Raw genomic sequence first — 25,801 nt, 5'->3', positions numbered from 1 at the left:
GGCGCCATGTCACTGGAGAAGCCGTCCCTGGAGGCGCTGGTACTGCGACGTGCCGAAGAAGGCAGCGTCCTCCCGCGCCAGCAGACGGGGGCCTCGCCGCAGCGACTCCTGACGACGCTGCTGGGGGAGTACTGGCTGGACACCGCCGCGGCCCTGCCGATGAGCGCACTCATCGCGCTGCTGGCCGAGTTCGGCATCAGTGAGACGAGTGCGCGCGCGACCGCGAACCGGCTGGTCAAGCGCGGCGTCCTGGCGGCCGAGAAGTCCGGGCGGCAGTCGTATCTGCGGCTGAGCGACGACGGCCGGGAGGACAACCGGCAGCGGACCGCCAGCATCATGCGGTTCGGTGCCGACTCCCAGGACTGGGACGGCCTGTGGACGGTCGCGGCCTTCAGCGTGCCCGAGCAGGAGCGGCACGTGCGCCACCGTGTGCGCAGCTACCTGCGGTGGCTGGGGTTCGCCCCCCTCTTCGACGGGCTGTGGGTGTCGGCGCACGCCGACCCCGCGACGCTCGGGCCGATCTTCCGGGCCGCCGGTGTCGGGAACCTGACCGTGCTGAGGGCTTCGGAGGCCGGCGGCAACTCCCCGCTGAAGGCATGGGACCTGGACGACGTCGCCGCGTCCTATGAGCGCTTCCTCGCCGATCACCGGGAATCGCTGGCGCGGATGGACGCCGGGACCGTCAGCCCGAGCGACGCGCTGGTCACCCGTACCAGGGTCTTCGACGCCTGGCGGGTCTTCCCCGGACTCGATCCGAGCCTGCCGGACAAGCTCCTGCCGCCCGACTGGCCACGGGCGCGGGCCCGCCGGCTGTTCACCGCGCTCCACGACGGACTGGCGCCGCTCGCGGCACTGCGGTTCCGGCAGATCATCGCCGTCCATGACAGCGGCCTGGCCGAGCTGACCGAACAGCGCACCGTCGCGGTGTGGGCGGCCTACTGACCGCACCGGCGCCCCCGCGGGGGAGTCGGGGCCCAGTCCGCGGACCGGAAGCGCGCCTGCGCGGCGGCGTCCTCGTCGTGCAGGGCCATGATCTGCTTGATCCGCGCCTCGGCGAGCGGGCCGAGGGCGTTGTACGCCTGGATGAACAGTGAGCGGGCCTGGTCGCGAGGCCACCCGGCCGGCATGTGGGCACTGGGGAGGCCGGGGTCGATGCCGGGGAAGCGCCGGTAGGTGTCCATGAGGCGGGTGCGCGCGATCAGAGCGTGCCGTGGTGTGACCCGGCCGGCGAGTGCCTCTTCCAGCAGCGGGCGGGTCCCGTCGATGAAGGAGGCGTACACCTCGGCCACGGCGTCCAGGTCCCAGGCGGCCAGCGGTGAGCGGTCGGCCGTCAGGACGGTGGTGCCGCGCAGGACCGTCGCGGTGAAGATGTCCAGTTCCTCCAGCACGGTCTGCGCGTCGGCGGCGGTCGCGGAGGCGGACACCCACACCGCGTCGTAGAGCGGGGCGAAGCCGAACCAGCGCAGCCGCGAGCGCAGCAGGTGCCTGCTGTCGCGCCGGTCCTCGGGCACCGAGAAGGCGACGACGGTCCAGTGGCCGTCCCAGTCGCCGTCCAGGCCGAAGCCGGCGATGCGCAGGCCCCCCTCGCGCACGCGCTCGGCCGCCTGGTCGGCCAGGCGGTAGAAGGTCTGGCGCCCCACTTTGCGGACCTCCACGACGCCGCGCCGCAGCAGCCGGCTCATCGCCGCGCGGGCGCTGGACCTGCTGATGCCGAACTCGGAGAGCAGGTCGATGAGTCCGGCCGAGGAGAGGTGGCGGTCGTGGAGGAGCCAGTAGTCGCCCAGCAGGGTGACTAACACGTGCTGGGGGGACGGGCCTTCCTGCATGCGGGGCATCGCCTGTTCCGCGGAGTCCTGGGCCGAAGCCGAGCGAGCCTTCGTGTCCAACGGCGACACTCCTCCAACTGATCACACATTCGATGCCGGACGTCACAGATCCTGCTCGAATCATCGAGACCGCCTCGACGAATGTCAACGTCAACCGGGATCTTCCTGCGCCCCATCCGTCACGCGGGCAGGAAAGATACGTTGCACTTCTATTGACGCTCGTTATCTACGTGGATACGTTCGCCCCGTCCCGTGGTCCCCATCACAGTCGCTGAGGAGCGCAATGTACGGCTTCACCTCCGCCTCCGGGCGCCACCCAGGAGCCACCCGTCCCCGTCTGGCGGTCGCGGCCGCGGCCTGCGCCCTTGCGCTGGCAGGCTGCTCCGGCGGCGGGACCGGTTCGCAGTCGGGTTCCCAACTCTCCCTCCAGTTCCCCGGACCGCCGGTGAGCCTGGACCCGGCGAAGGCCGGGAACGGCGAGTCCGCGGTCTTCGTGTCACTGGCCTACGATCCGCTGATCTACCTGGACGGCAAGGGCGAGTTGGTACCGGACCTGGCCGTGAAGTGGGGCTTCACCGACCACGCCAACAAGGTGTTCGAGCTGACGCTGCGCCCGGGTGTGAAGTTCTCCGACGGCTCGGTGCTGGACGCCAAGGCGGCTGCCGCTTCCATGAACTACTTCCTGGGCGCCGGCGGCGGCCTGGTCGGAAAGGTCGGCCCGGTCGCGAAGGTCGAGGCCGTCGCACCCGCCAAGGTGCGCATCACCTACAAGAAGCCGACCCCGGAGGCGGCGTCCACGCTGACCCAGTACAACGGGATGGGCAACCTCATCGGGCCCAAAGCACTCGCCGACCCCCAGTCGCTGCTGACCTCCAGCGACGGCACCGGCCAGTTCGTCTACGACGGCACCACCTCGGTCGCGGGCAACCGGTACGTGTACAAGAAGAACCCGCACTACTTCCAGCCCGCGGCACAGCACTTCGACTCCACGATCGTCCGCGTCATCAACAACCCGAACGCCGTGCTGTCCGCGACCCAGACCGGCCAGGTCCAGTTCGCCGCCGGCAGTTCCACCACCGCGGCCGCCGCGAAGCGGTCGGGGCTGACCGTCGACACCGCACCGTTCTTCAACTGGTCGCTCAACCTGGTCGACCGCCAGGGCGCCATCGCCCCCGCCCTCGCCGACACACGGGTACGCCAGGCGATCGCGCTGGCCTTCGACCGCCCCGCCATCGCCAAGGCACTGGCCGGCGCCTACGCCTCCGGCAGCAACCAGGTGCTGCTCCCCGGGACCGACGGCTACGACAAGGGCATCGGCTACGGCCACGACGTGGCGAAGGCCAAGGCCCTGCTCGCCCAGGCCGGCTACCCGAACGGATTCAAGCTCAAGGTCCTGACGGAGTCCGTCCTCGACGTCAACAACACCTACTCCCAGGCCATCGTCAGCACCCTGAAGGACATCGGCATCGACGCCACGCTCCAGGTGCAGACCACCGGCATCGCCCAGTTCACCGCGGACGCCCTGTCGAAGAAGTACGCCGCGGTCATCTTCCCCACCGCCGGCACCACCATGTCCGATCTCGACTCGCAGATCACCACCGGCCTGTTCAACCCCTTCGGCTCCTCCGACGCCCGGCTCGACTCGATCCTCCAGCAGGCCGCGACCGCGACCGACGCCCGCACCCGTACCGCGCAGTACCAGAAGGCCTCGAAGCGGCTGCAGGATCTCGCCTGGACCGTGCCGATCTTCGCCACCCAGAACGTCTACTACACCGCGGCCGGGCTGCAGAACGTCCAGCTGTCGGTCCTGAACCCCAACCCCATGCCCGTAGGCCCCACCGCCGATCTGTCCTGGCGGCTGAAGTGACCGGCGCGGCCGTACGGCACGCAAGAAGCGGAGGCACGCCGTGTGGCGGCTGATAGTCCATCGCCTCGTGATGTCCATCCCCCTCCTGCTGATCGTCTCCCTGATCATCTTCGGCCTGGAGGCCGTCGTGCCGGGAGACGCGGCCCGCACCATCCTCGGGGAGAACGCGACGCCCCAGAGCCTGGCGGCGTTGCGCGGCCAACTCGGGCTGAACGACCCGTGGGCCGTCCGCTACGGCCACTGGCTGCTCGGCGCCGTCCACGGAGACCTGGGAACGTCGATCATCAGCGGCGTGGACGTGATGTCCAGCCTGAACAGCCGGCTCGGCGTCACCCTGTCGCTGCTGGTGCCGAGCATGCTGCTGAGCGCTGTCGCAGGGGTCGCGCTCGGCTTCGCCAGCGCGGTGCGCGGCGGCGCGCTGGGCCGGTTCATCGACGTGGTGTCCCTGCTCGGCTTCGCCCTGCCCAGCTTCTGGATCGCGCTGATCCTGGTCACCTTCTTCGCCGTGCACCTCAACCTGCTGCCGGCCACCGGCTACCAGGACTTCGCGGCGTCTCCTACCGGATGGCTGAAGTCGATCATCCTGCCCGTACTGGCGCTGAGCCTGCAGGGCATCACCTCCGTCGCCAAGCAGACCCGCGACACCGTGATGGAGGTGCTGGAGGCCGACTACGTGAAGTTCCTGCGGGCCAACGGCGTCCCCGAACGGTCCGTGCGCTACCGGCACGTGCTGCGCAACGCCGCCATCCCGGTGGTGACCTCGCTCGGGCTGGTATCGGTCGGCATGCTCAGCGGGGCGGTCTTCATCGAGAACGTCTTCGTCCTCCCCGGCCTCGGCTCCCTGGCCACCCAGGCCACGCTCGACCACGACGTGCCCGTGATCCTCGGCGTCGGCGTCTTCTTCACCCTCTCCGTGATCGTCATCAACCTCCTGATCGACTTCGCCTACGGCCTCCTCAACCCGAAGGTCCGCGTCTCATGACCACGGCAACCAACTCTCCCGCCAAGAGGCGCGGCGTCCTGCGCTCCGTACTGGCCACCTGGCGCGGCCGGATCACCGCGGGCTTCCTGCTGCTGCTGTTCGTCTGCTGCCTGCTCGCCCCGGTCATCTCACCGGCCGACCCGCTCCACCAGAACCTCCAGCAGATCCTCCAGAAACCCTCCGGCGCCCACTGGCTGGGGACCGACAGCCTCGGGCGGGACGTGCTGAGCCGGCTGCTGTACGGCGGCCGGTCATCCATCATCGGCATCCTGGAAGGCGTAGCCGCGCACCTGCTCGTCGCCGTGCCGCTCGGCGTCGCCACCGGCTACCTGGGCGGCAGGTTCGACCGGTTCGTCATGCGGGCCGCCGACATCGTGCTGTCGGTGCCGGTCATCGTGATCCTGCTGGCCATCCTCTCCATCTTCGACCACTCCATCGCGGCCGCGATGATCACCCTCGGCGTGCTCGGCGCCTCGGGCACGATGCGCATCATCCGCAGCGCCGCGATGACGGTCCGGCAGGAACTGTACGTCTCCGCCGCCGAGTTGCTCGGGCTGAGCCGCACCCAGATCATCTTCCGGCACATCCTGCCCCGCAGCCGCGGCGTCATCATCGTCCAGACCTCGCTCTTCGCCGCGCTCGGCATCGGCATCCAGACCGGTCTGACCTTCCTCGGGCTCGGCCCGCCCCCGCCCGCCGCGACCTGGGGCGGCATGGTCAACGAGGCGGCCACGACCTTGAGCACGGCGCCCTGGCTGCTGGTCCCGTCAGGCGGCCTGATCGCTGTGACCGTGCTCGCCCTGGGCATCCTGGGCGACACCGTGCGGGATGTCACCGCGCAGAACCACACCTCTTCCGGCGGCCTGCGCGTCAAACCCGCGAAGCGTCGCCCCGACCCCGCCCCGGCTGCGGCCCCGGCTCCCGCCCCCGAGGGGACCGCCCTGCTGTCCGTACGGGACCTGAGCGTCTCCTTCCTCACCCCCGGCGGCGAGGTGGAGGTACTCGCCGGCGTCGGCTTCGACCTGGCCGCAGGGCAGACCCTCGGGCTCGTCGGCGAGTCCGGCAGCGGCAAGTCCGTCACCGCACGGGCGGTCCTCGGCCTGCTGGAGGCCAACGGCGCCGTGACCGGCGGCTCCGTGGTCTTCGACGGCCAGGACCTGACCCGGGCGAGCCGCAAGGAGATGGCCGCCCTGCGCGGCACCCGGATCGCCCTCATCTCGCAGGAACCCATGGTCGCCCTGGACCCCTCCTTCCGGATCGGGGCACAACTGTCGGAGATCGTGCGGTCCCACGCCAAGATGTCCCGCGAGGCGGCGCGGCGCCGGGTGATCGAACTCATGGAACTGGTCGAACTCCCCGACCCCGAGGAGATGGCGAGGCGCTACCCGTTCCAGATCTCCGGCGGCATGGCCCAGCGCGTCGCCATCGCGGCCGCCCTGGCCGGCTCTCCCGACCTGCTCATCGCCGACGAGCCCACCACCGCCCTGGACGTCACCGTGCAGGCGGACATCCTGGCCCTGCTGCGCCGCCTCCAGCGGGAGACCGGCATGGCCGTCCTGCTCGTGACCCACGACTGGGGCGTCGTCGCGGACATCTGCACCCACGTGGCGGTCATGTACGCGGGCCAGGTCGTCGAACGCGCCCCGGTCGAGCAGGTCTTCGGCGCCGCCTGCCACCCGTACACCGCCGCGCTCATGGCATCCAGCCCCGACAACGCCCCGCGGCGCACCCCGATCGACGCCGTCGCCGGGGCCGTGCCGCCGCCGGGCAGCCGGTTCGACGGCTGCCGCTTCAAGGACCGGTGCGCCCTGTCCTCGGCCGACTGCGCGGGCGACGTCATTCCGCTGATCCGACTGAACGAGGAACGTGCCAGCCGATGCATCCACACCAAGCTCCTCCAGGCGCGGCAGTGAAGGGCGCCACGGCGGCCGACGAGGCCGCCGAACTCACCGTCACCGACCTCGTCGTGGACTACCCGACCGGTCGGCGGCGCAAGCGCCGGGCGGTGGACGGGGTGAGCCTGAGCGTCCCCGCGGGCCGCGTCGTCGGCCTGGTCGGCGAGTCCGGATCGGGCAAGTCCACCGTCGCCAAGGCCGTTCTCGGCATGGCCCCGCTCAGCGTCGGCCGGATCTCCTACGGCACGCAGGTGCTGAACGATCTGCGCCGGGGGGACCGGCCGCAGGACATCCAGGTCGTCTTCCAGGACCCGTACAGCTCGCTGGACCCCACCAAGACCATCGGCTACACCCTCCAGGAGCCGCTGCGGGCGCACGTCGCCCGCACCGGGGGCCCGCTGACGGCGGCCGCCCGCGAGGAACGCGTCCGGGCCATGCTGGCCAGGGTCGGGCTGCCCGAGGAGGCGGCGGACCGCTATCCGGCCCAGTTCTCCGGCGGGCAGCGGCAGCGCATCTCCATCGCCCGCGCACTCGTCCTGCGGCCCCGGCTGCTGATCTGCGACGAAGCCGTCAGCGCCCTCGACCTGTCGATCCAGGCACAGATCCTCAACCTGCTCCTGGAACTCCAGCAGGACCTCGGCCTGTCCCTGCTGTTCATCAGCCACGACCTGGCCGTCGTCGACCACATCGCCGAGGACCTCGTCGTCCTCTTCCGCGGCCGGGTCATGGAGACCGGGCCCGCCGAGCACGTCCACCGGCAGCCGCAGCACCCCTACACGCGGCAACTGGTCGTGTCCGCGCCGCTGCAGGACCTCGACCGGCAGCGGGCCCGCCGCGAGCGGCGCGAGGCACTGGCGCTGCCGCCGGCCAGGCAGGCCCCGCTGGGTGACGCCTGCCCCTTCGCACACCGCTGCCCCTTCGCCGTCGACCGGTGCCACAGCGAACGGCCCCTGCTGCGGCCCGCGCCCCTGGGCGGCCAGGTCGCCTGCCACCGCGCCGACGAACTGCCGCCCTGGTCCGAGGACCTCACCCCTTCCCACGAGACCCCCGGGAGCACCACACCATGACGCTGCGCCACCTGCGCGAAGTGGACGCCGCCGCGCCATCGCCACCGCTCGGCACCAGCCATCTGCCCGCAGACGGCGTCGGCGTCGACCTCGGGCCGCTGGGCTACCAGGAGCGCGAACTCCTCGCCACCGGCACGGCGGGGGAACACCGCCACCGCGACGGAGTGCGGGAACAGACCGGCGAACAGCCCTACGTCACCCGCGTCCTGGTGCGGTTCCCGACCGCCCGACGCTTCAACGGCGTCGTCCTGGCCGAACCCCTGCATCCCGACTACGACACCGCGAGCACCTGGCAGACGGCGCATCCGTGGATCACCGACACCGGCGCCGCCTGGGTCGGCATCACCCAGGACCACCGCATGGCGGCCACGATGCGGGAGGCGTTCGACCCGCAGCGCTACGGCGAGCTGTCGATCCCCGCCGCCGGCCTGCGCTGGGACATCGTCGGCGGCATCCTCGCCGCGCTGCGCACCCCCGGCCGCAGCGCGCTGGGCGAACTCGCCGACCAGGTGCGGTACGTGTACCTGTCCGGCTGGTCGAACACCGGCAGCTTCTGCCGGGTCTTCCTGCGCGACGGCTTCCACCAGCGGCACCGCCTGGCCGGCGGGGCGCCGGCCGTGGACGGCTACCTCATCGGCATCTCCTCCGGGGCCGCCGGCGACGCCGGCTACCCGCCGCTGGGCGACGGCTCCCCGGTCCTGCCGGCCGACGACCCGCGGCGCGTCATCGGCCCCGCCGACGTCCCCGTCTTCGAGGTGCTCAGCGAGCTGGAGAGCGAAACCCACGGCCCGGCGCTGCGCGAGGACAGCGACGCCCCGAACGACCGCTACCGCCTCTACCAGGTCGCCGGCACCTCGCACGACAACCCGCACCTGTGGACGGTGCTGACCAACCGCACCCAGTTCCGCCGGCGCGGCCACGACGTGTCCGACCGGCGCATCAACGAGCAGACCAGCGACGCCCGCCTGGACGCCGTGGCACGTGCCGCGTACGCCCTGCTGCACCGCTGGGCGGCCACCGGCGCGGTTCCCCCGCGCGCCGAGCGATTCGCCTTCGCCGGCCCCGGGAGCACCGCAGGCGTACAGGAACTGGTACGCGACAGCAGGGGCAACGTACGAGGCGGCGTCCGCACCCCCTGGGTCGAGGCACCGGTGGCGGCCTACCGCCCGCACAGCACACCGGTTCCCGGATACTGCGCTCCCTCGCCCTGGGCGCCCATGGGCACCGCGGAGATGGTCGCCCGGATGATCGGCCACGCCGAGCCGCTGCCCGTCGCGGAGCTGCGCGCGCTCTACCCCACCCGGCAGGAGTACCTGGACCGGTACGAGGCCGCGTGCGCACGGCTCACCGGCCAGGGCCTGCTCCTGGAACGCGACGCACGGCAACTGCTGGACGCCGCGCACCGCCGGTCCCTGCCCCACCTGGCCGGCGAACCCGCGTCCCCCGCGCCCCACCCGCACGACAGGACCGCCCGCACCGCGGCGGCCCGGGAGAAAGGAACCCGCCCGTGACCATCCTGGCCCTCGAGGGCGCCGACATCTGGTTCGAACAGCACGGTGCCGGCGGTGACGTCGTCATCTCCAGTGCCTCCGGCTTCGGACCGTATCCGGCGATCCTCGCCGAGGAGCCGTACGGCTGCACGGTCGTCACGGTGCAGGCCCGCGGCTTCGGCCGCTCCACGCATCTGGCCCGGCCGCCGGCCGCCGGCTGGCTGGACCAGTGGGGCGCCGACGTGCTGGCCGTCGCCGACCACCTCGGCATCGACAGCTTCGTCTACACCGGCGTCTCGCACGGCGCCGGCATCGGCTGGCACCTCGCCCGAAGCCACCCCGAGCGGCTGCGGGCCCTGATCAGCGTCGTCGGCACACCGCACGACCGGTCCGGCGACACCTCCTCCTCGGCCGGCCGCAGACGCGTCGTCGAAGGACGCCGCGACCCGGCGGTCCTCAGGGAGCAGTTCGGCATCCTCGGCGGCAGGACCGAGGGCGAGGAACGGCTCAGGACGCGGGAGCGCACCCTGCGCAGGCTGGTGGAACACCACCTCGGCTACACCGAGCAGGAGGCCCTGGTGAACCAGGGAATGCCCTTCCCCGAGGCCGCCGACGACGAGGAACTCAGCAAGATCCTGCGCACCATCGAGGTTCCCGTGCTGTCCCTGGCCGGCCTGCGCGACGGCGTCATCTCCCCGCGGTCCGCGCTGCGCGCCGCGGCCGCCGTCCCCCACAGCAAGACCGTGCTGTTCGAGGACGAGGGCCACTTCATGGCGGAGGAACGCCCGCGGCGACTGGCCCGCGAGGTGGGGGTCTTCCTCGGCGAACTGGCCGACTACGAGACCAACGGGGGTGAGTGGCGATGACGACGCTCCTCGCCGTCGGCGACATCATCCTCGACGAGCCCGACCCGGACTCCTTCTTCGAGCCCAGCCGCCGCACCCTGCTGGGCGCGGACACCGTCATCGGCCACGTCGAGGTGCCGCACTCGACCACCACCGCGCAGACCAGCACGGACGTCCCGGCGCCGCCGGCCGATCCGGCGGCCCTGGGCGCCCTGGCCCGGGCCGGCTTCTCCGTGGTGACCCTCGCCGGCAACCACATCTCCGACACCGGACCCGACGGCGTGCTCGACACCGTGCGGCACGCCCACGAGCACGGCCTCGCCAGCGCCGGGGCGGGCGCGACCCTCGCCGAGGCCAGGAAGCCGGCCGTGGTCCGCGCCGGAAACCGCAAAGTGGCGGTGCTCAGCTACAACTGCGTCGGCCCGCGCGAGAGTTGGGCGACCTCGTCGAAGCCCGGCTGCGCCTACGTACACGTGCTGACCCACTACGAACTCGACCACGCGAGCCCGGGCGGCCCGCCCAGCACCTACACCTTCGCCGAACCCGGCAGCCTCGACGCGATGCGCCAGGACATCGCGGCCGCCCGGGAGCAGGCGGACATCGTGGTGGTCGGACTCCACAAGGGAATCGGGCACACCCCGGCGGTGCTCGCCATGTACGAGCGGCCCGTGGCGCAGGCCGCGATCGACGCCGGCGCACACGCGGTCTTCGCCCACCACGCGCACATCATGCGCGGCATCGAGATCCACCGCGGCCGCCCCATCTACCACGGCCTGGGCAACTTCGTGACCGTCACCCGCGCCCTCACCCCCGCCGACGGCAACGACAGCCCGGAACGCCGGGCATGGGCGCTGCGCCGGGTCGAACTCTACGGCTTCGCCCCCGACCCGGACATGCCCTACTACCCCTTCCACCCCGAGTCCAGGAACACCGTCGTCGCCTGCGTCGAGGTCGACGACGACGGGGAGGTGCACGCCCGGCTGCGGCCGTGCCGCATCGACGACGCGGGCCGGCCGGTACCCCTGACCCGGGCCACGGGCGGCGAGGAGGTCGTCGCCTACGTCCGTGACATCAGCCGCAGGGCCGGCCTGTCCACCCGCTTCGACTGGAGCGGCGACGACATCGTGACCATCACCCAGGGAGAGCAACGGTGACCGACATGCCGCACCAGGCCCGTACGCCGAGCCGTCCGCTGGCGGGCACCGTGGTGCTCGACCTGACCACCGCCCTGTCCGGGCCCTACGCCACACTCCTGCTCGGCGGGCTCGGCGCCACCGTCGTGAAGGTCGAGAACCCCGCGACCGGCGGCGACAGCGCACGTACCAACTCGCCCTACTACGGGCCGCACGGGCTGAGCACCGGGCGGACCTCCGACACCGACATGTCGGTGTCGATGATGGGCCGCGGACGCAACAAGAAGAGCATCACCATGAACCTGAAGGACGCGAGGGGACGCGCGGCCTTCCTGCGGCTGGCCCGCAACGCGGACATCGTCGTGGAGAACTACGCCGCCGGCACCGCGGACCGCCTCGGCGTCGGATACGACGACGTGCGGGCCGTCAACCCGTCCGTGATCTACACCTCGATCAGCGGATTCGGTGCCGGGGGCGGAACGGGCAAGGCGATGGACTCCATCATCCAAGCGCTGAGCGGGGTGATGTACACGGCCGGAGAGCCGGGTACCGACCCGGTCCGCTTCGGCCTGCCGGTGGGCGACCTGCTGGCACCGCTGTACGCGGTCATCGGCACCCTCGCGGCCAAGGTCCAGCGCGACCAGGACGGTGTGGGCCAGCATGTCGACGTCTCCATGCTCGGCGCGCTGACCTCGCTGCTGTCCACGGAGCCCTTCGACGCCCTCGAACAGGTCGGGATGCCGCTGCGGACCGGCAACTCGGTGCCGCGCCTTGCCCCGTTCGGGATCTTCCCCGCCAAGGACGGGCAGATCGCGCTCTGCGGGCCGACCGACACCTTCGCCCGGGGCGTCTTCCGGGCGATGGGCCGTCCGGAGCTGATGGACGACGAACGGTTCGCCACCCGCGACCAGCGCGTGCGCCACGCCTCCGAGCTCCACGAGATGGTCGCGGCCTGGTCGCAGGGCCGGCCGCGTGCCGAGGCCGTCGCGGCCCTCGTCGCGCAGGGCACGCCCGCGGCCGAGGTCCTGGAGCCGGCGGACGCGTTGCGCAACCCCGACGTGCTGCGCCGGGAGGAGGTCGTCGAACTCGGCCACCCCCAGCACGGCCCGACCGGCCTGATGGGTCCGGGCGTCCCCATCCGCTTCTCCCACGCCGACGTCCGCCTGGACACTCCCGCACCCCATCTCGGGGAGCACACGGAGGAGTTGCTCGCGACCATCGGTGGCCTGTCGGTTCAGGAGATAGCCGAACTCCGGCAGGCGGGGGTGGTGTGATGACGGCGCCCCCCGAGGCACAGCGGGCGGCCGCCGCCCTGCGCGCCGCGCACGACGACCGGGGACTGAGCGCCCGGCGGCACGCGGCGCACGGCCGGCCGGTGGTCGGCTACGTCGGCTGCGACACCCCGGTCGAACTGATCACCGCCGCCGGTGCCCTGCCCGTACGGCTGGCCGGACGCACGGGGCGGGACACCACCCTGGCCGGGACCTATCTGGACGGCGCCGTAGACCCGCAGACGGTGAACGTCCTCGCGGCGATCCTCACACCCGAGGACCACGACCCCGTGCCCGACCTGATCGTCATCACCCACGACTGCGACGCCTCACTCCAACTGTTCTACACACTGCGGGAGTTGCGCCGGATCGGGGCGCAGACCCTCCCCCCGGTCCACTTCGTCGATCTGCTCCACCTGCCCGGGGAGCCCACGCGGCGCTACAACCTGGGCCGTCTGCGCCGCTTCGCCGACCAGTTGGCGGCCTGGCGGGGACGCGCTGTCGACGCGGCCGAACTGGCGGAGGCGGTCGCCGACCACGACGCCGCACGGGCCGCGCGCACCGAGCTGCGCCGCCGCCGCGCCGGCCTTCTGCCGGGAGGCGAGGCGCTGCGGTGGTACGCCGCCGGCACGGCCATGCCGGCCCGGGAGTACGCCGCCGTCCTCACCACCGCGCTGGCCGGTACCGCCGCCCGGCCCGCGGGCCGTCCGCTGTACGTCTCCGGAAGCACCCATGACACCGCCGACGTCTACGACGCGCTCGAAGGCGACGGCTGGCGGGTGGTGGGCGAGGACCACGACTGGGGCGACGGCGGCGACCAGCCGCCCGTCGGCGAACCGACCCTGAAGGCCCTCACGGACCACTACACCCGCGCGGTGCTGCCGGCCACGGCCCGGCCCCCGCGGCAGACGGCATCCGCCCTCCGCGACGCGGTCGGCAGCAGCGGCGCGCGGTACGTCCTCACCTACTGCCGCAGGTACGACGACGCCCACCGGTGGGGCCAGCCCGCACGCGCGGCAGCGGCGGGAGTGCCCACCACGCTCCTGCGCGACCAGCCCTACGCCGGCATCGACCTGCCCGAACTGAGCCGCCGGCTCCTCACGCAGGAAGCGCAGACGACACCATGACCGACCGCACACCCACCCGCAGGGGAACCGGCCCGCGCCTCGAAGCGACCGGGGACGCGTTGCGCCACCAGCGCAAATGGTTCGCGAGCCTGCGGGGCCAGACGGAGCGGGGGCGCCCGCTGGCCCTCGTCAACGCCGACTTCCCGCAGGAACTGCTGCGCGCCATGGACGTCCCGTACGTCGTCAACCAGTGGTGGGCGTCCATCATCTCAGCCAAGCGGATGTCGGGCCGGTACCTGGAGGCGCTGCGCGAACGCGGGCTGCCCGACGACGTCGAGCAGTACAGCGCCCTGCCCCTGGCCGAGGCGCTGTCCCCGCGCGGCGACGACGCGCCCTGGGGCGGGCTGCCGCTGCCGTCGGTCGTCCTCGCGGACTGCACGGGCGACACCATGCACCGCATGTTCCAGCTGTGGGAGAGCGAACTGGGCGTGCCCTTCCTCCCGCTGGAGGGCGCCGCGGCGGAGACCGTGCCGGCGAACTGGTGGGAGTTGATGCGCCACGACTGGGAGACGGCCATCGGCTCCCCGCGCATCGATCTGCTCCACCAGGAACTCCGGGTGCTCGTCCCCCGGCTCGAACAGCTCACCGGAGCACGCTTCAGTACCGAACGCCTCGCTCGGATCATGGCGCTGTCCAACGAGCAGGCCGAGTGGAACCGCAGAACCCGGGACCTGCTGGCCTCCGCCCCGCAGTGCCCTGTCCCGGTCAACGACGTCATCCCGGCGGTGATGATCCCGCAGTGGCACCGCGGCACACCGTGGGCGACCTCGGCGGCCGAATCCCTGTACCACGAGGTCAGTGCGCTCGTGGCCCAGGGGCGCGCGGTCGTCCCGCGGGAGCGGCGCCGGCTGATGTGGATCGGACGCGGCCTCTGGTTCGACATGGACTTCTACCGTTCCTTCGAGCAGTCGCACGGCGCGGTGTTCGTCTGGTCCATGTACCTCGCCCTCGCCGCCGACGCCTACGCCCGCTACGGCGACGACCCGCTGCGCGCCCTGGCGGCCAGGTTCTGCGCCTTCCGCGACCAGATGTACACACCGCCGTGGTCGGTGGAGTGGTACGTGAAGGAAGCCCGTGCGCACCGGGTCGACGGCGTGGTCCACCTCATCAGCCCCGACAGCCGCAGCAGTTGGTTCACCACACGTGCCCTGCGGGAGGCGGGCATCCCGGTGACGGAGATCCGGGCGGACAACGCGGACGGCCGTTCCCTCGACCCCGCGGCCCTGCACGCCCAGGTCGCGCGCTGGACGGAGTCGCTGCCCGATCACGGCTGAGCCGCTCCACGGGGGCCGATCGATATCGGATCGCGCGGGGGGCCGCGCCCTGTCACGCTGTCCCCATGGACCACGCGGACGCACAGCCGGTCGGGGACATCGCGCGAGACGTGGTCGCCGCGACCGGTCGGGCCGGACCTCACCCGACCCCCGAGGAGGCGCTTGCCGATGCGAAAAGGCGGCTCGCCCTCCCGGGGGTCGTCCGCTGGGCAAGCCTGTGCGGTTCACGCACCCCGACGTCGACCCGGGCACCTGAACCGGGTCCCTCTCACCATCCCAGGACTTCACGGAGGTAGCGGCGGGCCATCGTGGCGTACTTCAGCGGTTCCGCCGTCGCCGGGTCCTGCTCGGCCTCGACCACCAGCCATCCCTCGTAGTCGGCTTCGGCCAGCGCCGAGAGGACGGGCCTGAAGTCGATCGCGCCCTCCGGGTCTCCGGGCACGGTGAAGACGCCCTGGCGGATTCCCTCCTCGAAGGACAGGTGGTCGCTCCGCACCTTGTCGGCCACGGGCTGGCGGACGTTCTTGAGGTGAACGTGCTTGATCCGCTGCTTGTGCTTCTCCACGGCCGTGAGCGGGTCGTCGCCGGCGAACCGGAGATGCCCGGTGTCGAACAGCAGATGCACGTACTCCGCGCTGGTGCCCGCCATCAGCCTGTCGATGTCCTCGGCCGACTGCACGCCGGTGCCCATGTGGTGGTGGTAGCACAGCCGCATCCCCCTGTCCGCGGCCAGCTTCCCGATCTCGTCGAGCCCGCTGGTCAGGAGGTGCCATTCCTGGTCGGAGAACTCGGGGCGGTGCTTGAATACCGGAATGGGCTGGAGGTGCGACGACTGCCCGAACTCCGCGACCACGATGTCCCGACCGCCCACTTCTTCGAGGAACTTCAGCTGCCTCCTGAAGTTCTCGACGGTCCGGTCCTTCTCGCCGATGGTGAAGTAGGTGCTCACCCACGGCTCGGAGACCTTCAGGCCGCGCAGCTCCAGCGCTTTCTTCAACACGGCGGCGTCGGTCGGGTACTTGTGGCCGATGCTGCAACCCTGGAATCCCGCGAGCGCCATCTCGCTCACGCACTGCTCGAACGGGACCCCGATGTCGATCAGCGGGAAGTCGTCGTTCCACCACAGCGTCGGCGTCACGCCGAGTGACACCTTGTCGCGGCCCAGGTTCGGGATGATGCTGGTCGTCACACTTCCTCCTTCTGGCGGTCCTCGAACGTGGGCGGAGTGGCCCACGAGCCGTAGCCCGGCGCCTTCGCGCCGGATGGGTGGGCGCCGATGGCGCGCCACAACAGGCCCTCGGTGTAGGCGTCGGGGGAGACGACGAACAGGGGTACGCGTCCCTCCGCGGGCTCGCTGCCATCCGGGACGGCGGGCTTCGCTCCGCTCCGCCCGGGCGCCGTCCAGGCCGCCACGTCCATGCGCCCCGCCAGTTCCGGGCCGTACCAGACACCGACGTACCAGAGCTTGACGATGCTTCCCACCACCGGATCGGCGGGGGTGGCAGAGGGATCGGAAGTCATCGCCTTCTCGATCGCATCCTGCCCTTCCTGCTCCACCGCCGTCTCGTAGTACACCTCCGCCTGACCGGTTCCCCACAGGTCGAACTCGCTGAACCCGGTCGCAGCGGCAGAGAACTTCACAAACGCGCGCAGCTTCTCTTCCGCGTTCGTTCCTTGCGTCATGATTCCCACCTCCGTCGACGGTCTTACAGCTCGAATGTCGGGCCGGCGTTCGCCCCCGGATGCCCGGTGAGCGGATTGCGGATGAGCCGGTTCATGCTGTCGCGGATGCGGAACATCTCCCAGACCGCCTTCAGCAGAAGGTCGGGCTGGCCGTTGTAGGCCAGATTGACGTTGGTCAGGAAGGTGGCGTAGCTCTGGTTGAACTCCGTGGCCGCCGCGTGGATCTGCGGGTCATCCGTGAGGTCCGCCAGCTTGATGTCCGGCTTCACCGGATAGACGGCATCCCAGTCGACGTTCACCTCCGGGCCGGAAGGATCGCCCGGATCATCGCCCTTCTGGTAGTACCTCCCCAGTTCCAGCTGCTGGAACCGGTAGTAGTGGGCGATCTCGTCCTGGCTGTCGTAGATGCCGCCGTACAGCCCTTCGCCCTGCTCCGCGACGAGGGTGAGCGCCGCGACCGCGGTGTCGCGGCCGGTCACCACGATCACGTCGCCGCCACCGGAGTAGAAGTACTCGGGAGTCACCTGGCGAGCGGGGTCGCCGGTGAAAATCGTCTTCCCTGCCTTACGGGCCTGGTCCTCCAGGTGGTTGATGCCCCGGATGATCTCCTCGTAGAACTCACCGATGCTCAGGAAACGCGTGGTGGGTTCTCCGGGGACGAGGCCGAGGACCGTCCCGGACTCCTCGAGCTCCGCCAGTTTCGCCGCCGGTGGCGCCGCTCCGTCGGACGTCAGCCCGAGGGCCGCCCAGTCCACCGGGACGAACCTGTCCTCCTCGGTCGGTGCCTGCGCGGGCTTCTCGATCTTCAGGAACGTGTCGAGCGCCTCGGGCGAGAAGGGCCGGAGGTGCACCTTGAAGTAGTCGGGACCGCACGGCAGGTATGACGGGTAGTCCGGTACGAAGTTCGTCCTGGTGAGGTCCGGTGTCCCGCCCACGGCGTTCAGGACGTTCGCGACCAGGGTGAGGTGCAGCATCTCCTCGACGGCCACGACCCTGATGACGTGCCAGGCGTCCGAGTTCTTCCCCGGATGCAGCGAGTAGAGCGCGATCAGGTAGGGCGGCAGCGTCGCGTGCTCCAACTGGAGCCCGTCGTGGAGGTACCTGCGCAGCTCCTCGATGGTCTGGATCTTGGGCTCTGGAGCAGGCTCTGGTTCTGGAACGGACATGTTCCCCCGATCGTGGGCGGTGGGTGGGTGGTACGCGGTGCCGCGTTCGGTACGCCGGTCAGCGAGCCGTCCGGCTGCCGACGACGGCCGGCGCCTTCGCGGCACGCAGGTACCTGACGATGTGGCCCGCGCTGCGGAAGGCGAGCGCCGCCATGGTCAGGCTGATGTTGGACGTCCCGATCGAGGGCAGGCTGCCGGGTCCGACCAGGTAGAGGTTGTCGTGGTCCCACGAGTGCTGGGTGTGGTCGACCACGGAGTTCGCCGGGTCGGTCCCCATGATGTGGGTGCCTGCCAGGTGGTTGCCGCCCACGATGTTGTACCACTGGCCCTCGTGCTCGACGGCGCTGTAGCGGTCCTTGTGGTAGACGGTCCGGTCCTCGGCGCCGAGCTTGTCGAAGATGTCGGTCGCGAGCTTGCGGGCGAACGCGGCGCCCCGCATGGTGTAGGGCGGGATCGTGAACGACACGACCGGCTTCAGGTTGCCGATGGCGTCCTTGTACCGCTCGTCCACGGTGACCGTGTTGTTCCTGTCGGGCAGCAGGTCGATCATGAAGGCCAGCAGCAGCTGCCGGGAGATCCGGTCCCCGAGGGTCCTGCGCAACTCCGCTCCGCGCAGACCCCGTTGATCCACGAACTCGACCAGGTCCGTGTAGGGCGAGCCGGTCGCCCAGCCCCAGCCGTCGTTGTGGATGTCCACGCCGAATCCGGCCTGGGTGCCGCGGAACCGCCCGCCGCGCAGGTCGGTGATCCCACCCGTGCAGGAGGTGCCCCGCATGGTGCCGGCGGGCTTGGGCAGCAGGCCCCAGGACAGCAGGTACGCGTGGTCCATCAGGTTGCGGCCGATCAGCTTGCTGCGGCTCATCCGCTGCATGTCGGAGGCGAGCATGAGCCGGGCGTTCTCGATGGCGTGCGCGCACAGGATGTAGACGGCGCCCTTCACCGTGTACTCCGTGTACTCCCCGGAATCGAGCGCGTCGTAGTTCTTGATGGTGATCCCGGTGACCCGCTGGTCATCCCCGTCGACCTCGACCTTGGAGGCGACGGCCTGCGTCACGATCGTGACGTTGCCCTTGCGGAGCGCCTTGGCCAGCGTCTTGCCCGCGTGGTACTTGGCCTGCACGGGGCAGATCGGCACGCAGTTGGTGTTGCCCTGGCAGCGCTCGCCCTCTTCCACCTGGTTCGTGCTCACCGCGCCGACCGGGACGAAGCCCTTGCCGCCGTCGTACGCCGGGTTCGGCACGCCGTTGCGGGCCTGGGGAAAGCTCCGCACCCGCAGGGCGTACTCGTCGTCCGCCAGAGTGACCCGCATGCCGTCCACACCCCGGGCGACCGTCTGGTCGAGATAGGACAGCGGCATGCGGTGCATCGGGAACACGTATCCCTTCGGGAAGTGCATCCCCAGGTAGGCCTGGTCCTCGACTTCGGCGGCGACGCCCAGTTCGGCCTCGGCCTGCCGGTAGTACGGTTCCAGGTCGTCATAGCTGAGCGGCCAGTTGAGGCCCTGGCCGTACTTGGTGCGCAGGTCGAAGTCCTCGGGCAGCATGCGCAGCGCCTTCCCCTCCCAGTGCATGGAGGTGCCGCCGAGGACCCGGGTGAAGGTGGTGTCCGTGCAGTACGGGTCCTCCTGCACGAGGTAGAACTCGTCCTGGGGCGTCTCCGGCCCCACCGGCATGGTGTCGGTGCTCCTGGGCATCCGGGCGTTCGGGTTGAACGGGTACGGAGACTGGTTGTCCTTGACGACCGCGCCGTAGAACCGCGACAGGTACGACTCGTACTCGGCGAGGTCCAGGTCCTTGCCGGGGCCGGCTTCCAGGATCACCACCCGGTAGCCCGCCTGGCCCAACTGCTCGGCGACGATGGAACCTGCCATGCCGCCACCGACGACAACGGCATCCCACTCGCCTTGCGCCGCCTCTGCGGCGCTGGTCTGCGTCGCGGCACCGGCGGGGAAGATCACCGAATCCGTATCGTCGTAAGACGTCATTGATGCCCCTTGTCGCGTCTGGGGTGGCCGCACCCCGATTACGGGCCGAACAGCCCGATGGCAGATTCCACCGGCCGCCGGAACGGATGGCGGTTTCGCGACTGTCGAAGGGGCACCGCCGCCACTGGCAAAAGGGAACCAGCCCGAAATCCGGGTTCGGGCCGGCGAACCGACGCAAGAAGGCATCGCGGCGCCCACCGATGAGCCGCTGAGGGCTTCCCGTGTTCCCCGGTGGGTCCCGCCGCCAACTGCGGCCGCTTATCGCATGGTTCCCCCGGGGATCGCGGGAATGGCCTCCATGCCGAGGGTTGCATATGTCGCTGTCATTCCGGGCCGCCACAGCGGGTCTTGCCGGCAAACCCACCTTTCGGGCGTAATCGGCGAGGCGTTCTCCGGGTCGGCTCCGAAAGGACCCCGGCCGAGGGACGGTTCAGGAGGCGAACGTCTCGATCTCGCCCGCGAAGACGATGACCTGGTCGATGAGGCTGCGCCGCAGATGGACGACGTCCGTTCCCGCCAGCCGCGGGCCTCCGTCAGGCGTGGTGAAGACCCACTGGTACCGGGCCCACTCGTCCGGCATGTCCACCGCCGAGCAGCGCACCATCGTGCCGGTCCCCGCCGGGTGGCGCCGGATGTCCAGCACGAACCGCTCGACCGCCTCGATCCCCTCGCTGCGACCCAACGGCCCCCAGAAGACCACGTCCGAGGTCAGGGCCTGGGAGAGCAGGTCCGCCACATAGTTGTCGTCCGAGGCGTTGAACGCCGAGATGAACGTGTCGATCGCGGAGCATGCGGTCTCTTCCTGCATGCCCCAGTGATACCAGACCCCTCGCGCCCGCTCGACCCGCGAGCCGCTTTCCGATCACCCACCCGCGTCGCGGAAGCACGGCCTTCGCCGCGGCGGGGCCCCAGGTCGGCCGAGTCGGTCGAGTCGGTCGAGCGAACCCGCCGCGCACGGCCCGGCCTTAGGAGCCCTGGGTGGTGATCCGGGCCTCCAACGCGGCGAGTTCGGCCCTTATCCGGGTGAGCAGCAGGTCGTTCTCGCGCCGCACGTCGTCGATCGTGGCGTCGCGGTACTTCTTGTCGAGCGTGACCACCAGCGCGCCGCCGGGGGAGAGGGTGGCGTCGGTGATCTCGCCGATGTCGTCGGCACCCTGACGGCGGCAGGCGGCCACGACGTCGGCCCGGCGCAGCCCGAGCCGGTGCAGGGACTTCGAGATCACCTGGCCGTCGCGGATCAGCGCGGTGGAGCGTCCCTCGAAGATCCGGACCAGCCGCGGGAAGCAGTTGACCAGACGGACCATGAGGGAGTTGAGCGCGACCAGGACGACCGCGCCGAGCAGGCCGCCCGCGAGGCTGTTGTCGCTGCCGATGACCGCGTTCTGCACCACGTTGGACAGCAGCAGCATCACGACCAGGTCGAAGCTGTTGAGCTGGGCGAGGTCGCGCTTGCCGGCGACCCGCAGCAGCACCGCCAGCCCGATGTAGACCAGCACGGTGCGCAGGACCTTCTCCGAGGCCGGGATCTGCATGTTCCACAGGTCGTGCCAGATCAACGCCGTGTCCCCTCGCGCCGGTTGGGCCGTGTCCGCCCCGGGAGCAGGGCGCCCCCGGGGTGGACAGCTTGCTGCACCCCGCGCGGGCGGGCAACGACCGCGCGGCGGTCAGCGCCGCAGGCGCGGGTCCGCCAGGCTCCACCAGCCGCCGGCGGGGCCGGTCCGGGCGACCCGTGCGGCCATGCGGCGCGGGTCCGGGCCGTACGACCCCACCCGCGGCACCGGCGGGGGCCGGCCCCGTACCCCCTGCGGGTACCTCCGCCCGGCGCCGGGACACGCGACTTCGCCCGGTGCGCGCGGGTCGCCCCGGCGGGACCGTCGGTACGCGCGTGATAGGTCCCCGCGGTATGGGTACCCGCAGGGTGTACGTACGTCCGGTCCGTGCCCCCCGTGCGGGTCGGCACCGCGGGTGCCCGTACGCCCTGCGGATCGGGGCGGGGCCCGCACCCGGCGACCGAGGGAGGATCGATGCAGCACGACCAGATCATCGGCAAGGTGCAGGCGCTCGCCCAGCTGCCGGACCGGGGGTCCGCCGAACGCGCGGCCACGGCGGTCCTGCGCACCCTCGGCGAACGCGTCTCGCCGGGACTGGCCCGGCACGTCGCCGCGCAACTGCCGCCCGACCTGGCGGTCTGCCTGCGGACGGCCGCGCAGGACGCGGTCGGGGAAGGGCGCGACCGCGGCTCGGGGGAGAAGTTCGACCTGCCGGTCTTCGCCGGACGGGTGGCGGGGCGGGCCGGCGTGCCGGACGACGCGGCGCTGCGCGACACGGGCGCCGTCCTGGAGGTGCTGGACGGCGCGCTGTCCCCGGAGCTGATGGACAAGGTGACCGCCGACCTGTCAGCGGACTTCGCACCGCTCCTCCCCTCGGGCCGCGCCTGAGCACGGGGCCGGGGCCCGCAAGCGGGGGCCCGCCGCGGTCCGAACCCGTCGTGGGGACCGCGGGCCCGTAAATCGCCCTACGCGACCCTGACCACGTACTTGCCCTGGACGCCGCCCGCCTCCAGCGCCTGGTGTGCCGCTGCCGTCTCCTCCAGGGGGAAGACCGTGTCCACCGCGGGGCGCAGCCTGCCCTCGACCACATGGCGGGCGAGGTCGTCGAAGTCCGCCTGCGTGGGGTTGCCGCTGAAGAAGCGCACCCGGCCGTGTCCGTGGACCGTGCTGGCCGCGAGGTAGCCGAGCGACGCGGCGGGCCGTTCCAGGTCGAAGGCGATGGTGACCATGCGCCCGCCGGGACTCAGCAGCCGCCGGAAGGCCCCCAGGTCGGTCCCCGCGGTGTCCACGACCACGTCGAAGCGGCCCAACTCCGCCGGCCGCACGGTCCGGTGGTCGACGGCCTTGTGCGCGCCGAGCCCGCGGACGAAGTCGAGGTTGGCCGCGCGGGCCAGCGCCGTGACCTCTGCGCCGTACGCCCGTCCGAGCTGGACGGCGGCGTTGCCGACACCGCCCGCCGCGCCCCGGACGAGGAGCCGTTCGCCGGGGCGCAGCCGGGCTTTGTCCCGCAGCGCGGTGACGGCCGTGGTGGCCACCGGCAGCGCGGCGGCATCCACCAGGTCAAGGCCGTCGGGGACCCGGCCGACCCGCTCGGCGGGTACGGTCACGTACTCGGCGGCGCTGCCGAACCCGGAGGCGCGGCCCAAGACCCCCCATACGCGGTCGCCGGCCGCGAACCGTGTGACCCCGGCCCCCATCGCGGCGGCCTCGCCGGTGAAGTCCAGGCCGACGCGCTTGGGGAACTTCCGGCCGCTCAGGAGGCGGAGGCGGCCGGCGCGGACCGCCAGTTCGCCGCCGTTGACGCTGAACGCGCGCACCTTCACCAGGACCTCCCCGGGGGCCGGCTCAGGGATGGGCACGCGCCCCGTGTAGAGCACGTCGGGGCCGCCGTAGCGGTCGTAGAGCACTGCCTTCATCATGCGGTCGGTCATCGTTCTGCCTTTGCCGCCGGGGGCCGTACGGGGATGTGGCACCGACCGTAAGCTCTCAAGTGGACGCAATCGTCCGCTTGGACCGGAAGCGAGAGACAGTGATGGCGGAATCCTCTCGGATCACAGCCCGGGACGGGGTGCGGGCGGACGCCCGGCGCAACCGGGAGCGGGTCCTCGTCGCCGCCCGTGCGGTCTTCGCCGAGCACGGGATCGACGCCCCGATGGCGACCGTGGCCCGGCGGGCCGGGGTCGGCGTGGCGACGCTGTACCGGCATTTCCCGACCCGGGACGCCCTGGTGAGAGGCGCGTTCGCGCAGCAGATGGAGACCTGCGCGCGGGCGCTCACCGAGGCGCTGGCCGCCCCCGACCCGTGGCAGGGTTTCCAGCACCTGGTCGAGACGGTCTGCGCCCTGCAACGGGAGGAACGCGGGTTCCCGGCCGCGTTCGTCGCGGCCTTCCCGGACAGCACGTCGGAACACGCGCAGTACCGGCAACGCGCCGAGCGGGACTTCACGACCCTGGTACGCAGGGCCCAGGCGTCGGGCGCGCTGCGGGCCGATTTCCACCCGTCCGACCTCGCCGTGGTCCTGTTGGCGCACTGCGGTCTGGTGACCGCGCTACCGGATGACGGTGCGGCGTCCCGGCGCCTGGTGGCGTATGTGCTCCAGTCGTTCCGCGCCGACCCGGCCGGCGAACCGCTGCCCCCGCCGAGTGCGCTGACCCTGCGCAGCTTCCCGATGGCAGCTGACAGTCCCCAGGGGCAGCGGTCCCGCAGGGCCTGACAGGAAGCGCTGCCTGCGGCAGGGCACATCGGGGCCCTGCCCGGGCCGTCCGCCGCGGTGATCCCGTCCCGCGCGACGCGACGCCGCGATCGCCGACCGATTGCTGAACGAGGGCGCCTGCTGTTGTCAGCCGAACTGCTCAACCGTGCTCGTCAACCGTGCTCGGCAACGGCATCGCCCCTGCGCTGCCACATTTCATAGTTCCCACATTCTGCCGTGATCTCGGCTGCCGCCTGAGCCGCGGTGAAGAAGTCGTTGACCACCGGCGAGACGCGTGATGCCGCGACCGCGAGGCACACCTGGTCGGGCGCCAGATCCGGGACGGGCACATACGTGACGTCCGGATGCGAGTAGAACACGGTCGCCGAACGGGCCAGGTACGAGATGCCCCGGCCGGCCGCGACATGCTCGAGCGTCTCGTCCACCCCGCGCGCCAGGTACCCGGCGTCAGGGTGCGGGCGCCTGGTGGGCTGCGTGCTCGGGTCGGCATGCCATACCAGCGGCTCACCGGCCAGGTCGGTCTCGGATATTTTTTCCTTGCCGGCCAATCGGTGGCCGGCGGGCAGCACCGCCACCCGCGGCTCGGCGTAGAGCGGGGCGACGCGCAGGCCGGCCTCGTCTATGGGAAGCCGCACATAGCCGACGTCGATGCGGCCGTCGAGCAGCATCGGGGCCTGGTCGTCCCATTCGATCCGCTGCACGTCCACCAGAACGTCCGGGTGCCGGGCGGCGAACAGTTGTACCGCCGGGGCGACCGCGATGCCGGCCCGGAAGCCGACCATCAGCCGCTGGCTGCCCCGCGCGGCCACGGTCACCCGGCGGCGGGCGGCGTGCGCGGAGGCCAGTAGCGGACCGGCGTCGGTCAGTAGTTGTCGGCCCGCGTCGGTCAGCGTTACGCCGTGGCGATTCCTGGTGAACAGCGAGGCGCCGAGGTCCTGCTCGAGCGCGCGGATCTGTCGACTGAGCACCGGCTGCGCGATATGGAGTTCATCGGCGGCGCGGCCGAAGTGCAACTGGTCGGCCACGGCGACGAAGTAGCGCAGTTTGCGCAGATCCAGATCCATGGCGCCCTCCTGGTCCGGTGATGCCTCCAAGGTATCACCCCGACTGAAGGAAGTATTGGACACCTACTCAGGCCAATGGCAGCCTGAATACGTACCCGATGGGGGGCGAAGCGAATTCGGCGCAAGAATTCGATACGGGGGATTGGTAGCAGGGCGCAGGCTCGGAATGGTCGCATCGGGAACTGAGTGGCGTCCATCGCGTTTTATCCGGCTTCGGAAAGCAGGCACACCAGTGAGCAGTATCAGCATTATCGGTCTGGGGAACATGGCCGGCGCCCTGGCCGGCCGGGCGCTCGCCGGCGGCAACGCCGTCGAGATCATCGGCCGCGACCCGGTCAAAGCCAAGGAAACGGCCGCAGCGCTCGGCGGCGCCACTGTCGGGACAGCCGGCGCCTCCCCGGCCGGGGACATCGTTGTCCTTGCCGTGCCGTACGCCAGCGCGGTGGCGGTGGTGAGCGAGTACGGGGACGCACTACAGGGCAAGGTCATCATCGACATCACCAACCCCGTCTCCCCGGATTCCCAGGGCCTTGTCACCCCGGACGGCACTTCCGGCGCGCAGGAGATCGCGAAGGCCGCCCCGGCCGGCGCGCACGTCGTGAAGGCGTTCAACACCGTCTTCGGCCACATGCTGGCGCAGGGCAGCCCGCTGGACGTGCTCATCGCCGGCGACGACGCCGAGGCCAAGGCGACGGTGTCGGCGTTCATCAAGAGCCTCGGGTTGAAGCCGATGGACACCGGCCCCCTGGCCATGGCGCGCTGGCTGGAGGGAACGGGCCTGGTGATGATCGGCCTGGGCCGCAACGGCGTGGGGAGCTTCGACTTCACCCTCGGCGTCAACACGTCTGCCTGAGCGCGCCCGCA

23 protein-coding genes are annotated in these 25,801 nt (G+C 71.3%); 14 read left to right on the top strand and 9 right to left on the bottom strand.

Going from position 1 to position 25,801, the window contains the following annotated elements; all coding sequences use genetic code 11:
• Window positions 1–6: 6 nt before the first annotated feature.
• Window positions 7–942 carry a PaaX family transcriptional regulator gene (locus AC3ERT_RS14945; RefSeq protein WP_435135567.1) on the top strand — a complete coding sequence of 312 codons (936 nt, stop codon included), beginning with the start codon at window positions 7–9 and terminating at the stop codon, window positions 940–942.
• Here the strand turns inward: AC3ERT_RS14945 and AC3ERT_RS14940 are convergent.
• Window positions 936–1,799 (bottom strand): PaaX family transcriptional regulator, encoded by an 864-nt coding sequence (locus tag AC3ERT_RS14940; RefSeq protein ID WP_488180735.1) that lies wholly within the window; start codon window positions 1,797–1,799, stop codon window positions 936–938. The two genes, AC3ERT_RS14945 and AC3ERT_RS14940, sit on opposite strands and share 7 nt — an antisense overlap.
• Before the next feature lie 310 nt (window positions 1,800–2,109).
• Here AC3ERT_RS14940 and AC3ERT_RS14935 point away from each other — a divergent pair, with 310 nt between their 5' ends.
• The 10 genes from AC3ERT_RS14935 to AC3ERT_RS14890 are packed head-to-tail and all read left to right on the top strand — an operon-like array spanning window position 2,110 to window position 14,777.
• Window positions 2,110–3,693, top strand: coding sequence for an ABC transporter substrate-binding protein (locus AC3ERT_RS14935; RefSeq protein ID WP_435174514.1), 1,584 nt, complete (start codon window positions 2,110–2,112; stop codon window positions 3,691–3,693).
• 40 nt (window positions 3,694–3,733) lie between these two features.
• Window positions 3,734–4,675, top strand: coding sequence for an ABC transporter permease (locus tag AC3ERT_RS14930; RefSeq protein ID WP_335981848.1), 942 nt, complete (start codon window positions 3,734–3,736; stop codon window positions 4,673–4,675).
• The gene (locus AC3ERT_RS14925) at window positions 4,672–6,588 is read left to right on the top strand and encodes a dipeptide/oligopeptide/nickel ABC transporter permease/ATP-binding protein (protein WP_435135560.1); all 1,917 of its coding nucleotides are present in this window, start codon (window positions 4,672–4,674) and stop codon (window positions 6,586–6,588) included. The genes AC3ERT_RS14930 and AC3ERT_RS14925 overlap by 4 nt, the downstream gene beginning before the upstream one ends.
• A complete protein-coding gene (locus AC3ERT_RS14920) occupies window positions 6,585–7,637 on the top strand; it encodes an oligopeptide/dipeptide ABC transporter ATP-binding protein (protein ID WP_435135558.1) in 1,053 nt (350 codons plus the stop codon). The genes AC3ERT_RS14925 and AC3ERT_RS14920 overlap by 4 nt, the downstream gene beginning before the upstream one ends.
• Window positions 7,634–9,148: an alpha/beta hydrolase domain-containing protein gene (locus AC3ERT_RS14915; protein ID WP_435174512.1), complete on the top strand. Its 1,515-nt coding sequence runs from the start codon at window positions 7,634–7,636 to the stop codon at window positions 9,146–9,148. The genes AC3ERT_RS14920 and AC3ERT_RS14915 overlap by 4 nt, the downstream gene beginning before the upstream one ends.
• Window positions 9,145–9,993 carry an alpha/beta fold hydrolase gene (locus tag AC3ERT_RS14910; RefSeq protein WP_435135554.1) on the top strand — a complete coding sequence of 283 codons (849 nt, stop codon included), beginning with the start codon at window positions 9,145–9,147 and terminating at the stop codon, window positions 9,991–9,993. The genes AC3ERT_RS14915 and AC3ERT_RS14910 overlap by 4 nt, the downstream gene beginning before the upstream one ends.
• Window positions 9,990–11,126 carry a CapA family protein gene (locus AC3ERT_RS14905; protein WP_435135552.1) on the top strand — a complete coding sequence of 379 codons (1,137 nt, stop codon included), beginning with the start codon at window positions 9,990–9,992 and terminating at the stop codon, window positions 11,124–11,126. Before AC3ERT_RS14910 ends, AC3ERT_RS14905 begins: the two co-directional genes overlap by 4 nt.
• Window positions 11,127–11,131: 5 nt before the next feature.
• Window positions 11,132–12,379: a CaiB/BaiF CoA transferase family protein gene (locus tag AC3ERT_RS14900; protein ID WP_435174674.1), complete on the top strand. Its 1,248-nt coding sequence runs from the start codon at window positions 11,132–11,134 to the stop codon at window positions 12,377–12,379.
• The gene (locus AC3ERT_RS14895) at window positions 12,379–13,503 is read left to right on the top strand and encodes a 2-hydroxyacyl-CoA dehydratase (RefSeq protein WP_435174510.1); all 1,125 of its coding nucleotides are present in this window, start codon (window positions 12,379–12,381) and stop codon (window positions 13,501–13,503) included. Before AC3ERT_RS14900 ends, AC3ERT_RS14895 begins: the two co-directional genes overlap by 1 nt.
• Window positions 13,500–14,777 carry a 2-hydroxyacyl-CoA dehydratase gene (locus AC3ERT_RS14890; RefSeq protein WP_435174507.1) on the top strand — a complete coding sequence of 426 codons (1,278 nt, stop codon included), beginning with the start codon at window positions 13,500–13,502 and terminating at the stop codon, window positions 14,775–14,777. The genes AC3ERT_RS14895 and AC3ERT_RS14890 overlap by 4 nt, the downstream gene beginning before the upstream one ends.
• Before the next feature lie 268 nt (window positions 14,778–15,045).
• On the opposite strand, the gene iolE is transcribed toward AC3ERT_RS14890, so the two are convergent.
• From iolE to AC3ERT_RS14860, 6 genes are all read right to left on the bottom strand, one after another.
• On the bottom strand, window positions 15,046–15,966 hold the full coding sequence (gene iolE, locus AC3ERT_RS14885; RefSeq protein WP_435174504.1) for a myo-inosose-2 dehydratase: 921 nt from the start codon (window positions 15,964–15,966) through the stop codon (window positions 15,046–15,048).
• The gene (locus AC3ERT_RS14880; RefSeq protein ID WP_435135544.1) at window positions 15,963–16,460 is read right to left on the bottom strand and encodes a hypothetical protein; all 498 of its coding nucleotides are present in this window, start codon (window positions 16,458–16,460) and stop codon (window positions 15,963–15,965) included. Before AC3ERT_RS14880 ends, iolE begins: the two co-directional genes overlap by 4 nt.
• Before the next feature lie 23 nt (window positions 16,461–16,483).
• Entirely contained in the window at window positions 16,484–17,626 is a 1,143-nt protein-coding gene (locus AC3ERT_RS14875; RefSeq protein ID WP_435174501.1) for a ferritin-like domain-containing protein, read from the bottom strand.
• A gap of 58 nt (window positions 17,627–17,684) precedes the next feature.
• Window positions 17,685–19,610, bottom strand: coding sequence for a GMC family oxidoreductase (locus tag AC3ERT_RS14870; protein WP_435135540.1), 1,926 nt, complete (start codon window positions 19,608–19,610; stop codon window positions 17,685–17,687).
• Window positions 19,611–20,040: 430 nt separating this feature from the next.
• On the bottom strand, window positions 20,041–20,418 hold the full coding sequence (locus AC3ERT_RS14865) for a nuclear transport factor 2 family protein (RefSeq protein ID WP_335980605.1): 378 nt from the start codon (window positions 20,416–20,418) through the stop codon (window positions 20,041–20,043).
• A gap of 157 nt (window positions 20,419–20,575) precedes the next feature.
• A complete protein-coding gene (locus AC3ERT_RS14860) occupies window positions 20,576–21,166 on the bottom strand; it encodes a DUF421 domain-containing protein (RefSeq protein WP_435174498.1) in 591 nt (196 codons plus the stop codon).
• Window positions 21,167–21,634: 468 nt separating this feature from the next.
• On the opposite strand from AC3ERT_RS14860, the gene AC3ERT_RS14855 reads away from it, so the two are divergent.
• A complete protein-coding gene (locus AC3ERT_RS14855; RefSeq protein WP_335980600.1) occupies window positions 21,635–22,048 on the top strand; it encodes a DUF2267 domain-containing protein in 414 nt (137 codons plus the stop codon).
• Window positions 22,049–22,125: 77 nt separating this feature from the next.
• Here AC3ERT_RS14855 and AC3ERT_RS14850 read toward each other — a convergent pair whose 3' ends face one another.
• Window positions 22,126–23,091, bottom strand: a complete 966-nt coding sequence (locus AC3ERT_RS14850; RefSeq protein WP_435174495.1) for an NAD(P)-dependent alcohol dehydrogenase — start codon at window positions 23,089–23,091, stop codon at window positions 22,126–22,128.
• 101 nt (window positions 23,092–23,192) lie between these two features.
• Between AC3ERT_RS14850 and AC3ERT_RS14845 the strand changes: the two genes are divergently transcribed.
• The gene (locus AC3ERT_RS14845; RefSeq protein WP_335980597.1) at window positions 23,193–23,873 is read left to right on the top strand and encodes a TetR/AcrR family transcriptional regulator; all 681 of its coding nucleotides are present in this window, start codon (window positions 23,193–23,195) and stop codon (window positions 23,871–23,873) included.
• Between the two features lie 152 nt (window positions 23,874–24,025).
• On the opposite strand, the gene AC3ERT_RS14840 is transcribed toward AC3ERT_RS14845, so the two are convergent.
• A complete protein-coding gene (locus AC3ERT_RS14840) occupies window positions 24,026–24,937 on the bottom strand; it encodes a LysR family transcriptional regulator (protein WP_435174492.1) in 912 nt (303 codons plus the stop codon).
• 232 nt (window positions 24,938–25,169) lie between these two features.
• Here AC3ERT_RS14840 and AC3ERT_RS14835 point away from each other — a divergent pair, with 232 nt between their 5' ends.
• Entirely contained in the window at window positions 25,170–25,790 is a 621-nt protein-coding gene (locus tag AC3ERT_RS14835) for an NADPH-dependent F420 reductase (protein WP_435174489.1), read from the top strand.
• Window positions 25,791–25,801 lie beyond the last annotated feature (11 nt).

This window comes from Actinacidiphila sp. bgisy145 (assembly GCF_057708125.1).
Note: the sequence above shows the minus strand (reverse complement) of the source record. Positions and strands in the feature narration are given on the sequence as shown.